The 634-nt window shown below is 70.8% G+C and carries 1 protein-coding gene; it reads right to left on the bottom strand.

Features of this window, described 5'->3' with window-relative positions; all coding sequences use genetic code 11:
* Positions 1-634, bottom strand: a 634-nt coding sequence (locus EN984_RS36850; RefSeq protein WP_164766033.1) for an iron chelate uptake ABC transporter family permease subunit, incomplete at both ends; no start/stop codon positions are given.

Here is a 634-nt window from a genome sequence, read left to right as displayed (position 1 = left end):
ACGCGGGCGCGGGAAAAGCCGACCAGACGGGCAAGGTGTGGCGCGATCAGGCCGACGAAGCTCAACGGTCCGACGACCATGGCGGCCAGCGCGGTCAGCAGCGCGGCAACGACGATCAGCATCAATCGTCCGCCGGCGACCGGCACGCCCAGCCCGCGTGCGCTGTCGGACCCGAGCGGCAGGATGTCGAGCCAGCGCGCGGCGAGGAACAGCGGCAGCGTCAGCGGCAACAGACAGGCGAGTGCTAGCCCTGCATCGAGCGCCGACGCCTGGCCGGTCGAGCCGCTCAGCCAGCGCAACAGGATGTAGGACTGCGCGTTGCCCATGGCGATCGTCGCGGTGATCGCAGCGCTGCACAGCGCGCTCATGGCGATACCGGCAAGCAGCAGCCGCTCGGCACCGAACTTTGCTCGTGCGGCAAGGGCCAGCATGGCAATCAAGGCCACCAGTGAGCCCAGGGCTGAGCCGGCGAGCTGCCAGCCAAGATCGGCCGTGGCGCTGACCATCAGCACGGCTGTCAGGCCGGCACCGGCGCCGGTGCCGACGCCAAGCACTTCGGGGCTCGCCAGCGGGTTGCCGGTGACCCGCTGGATGACGACGCCGGCGGCCGCGAGCATGGCGCCGGCGTCGTCAT

The sequence above is a fragment of the Mesorhizobium sp. M7A.F.Ca.CA.004.12.1.1 genome, assembly GCF_003997835.1.
Taxonomy (GTDB): Bacteria; Pseudomonadota; Alphaproteobacteria; order Rhizobiales; family Rhizobiaceae; genus Mesorhizobium.
The sequence above is the reverse complement of the archived record's forward strand: the minus strand, read 5'-3'. Positions and strand labels throughout refer to the sequence as shown.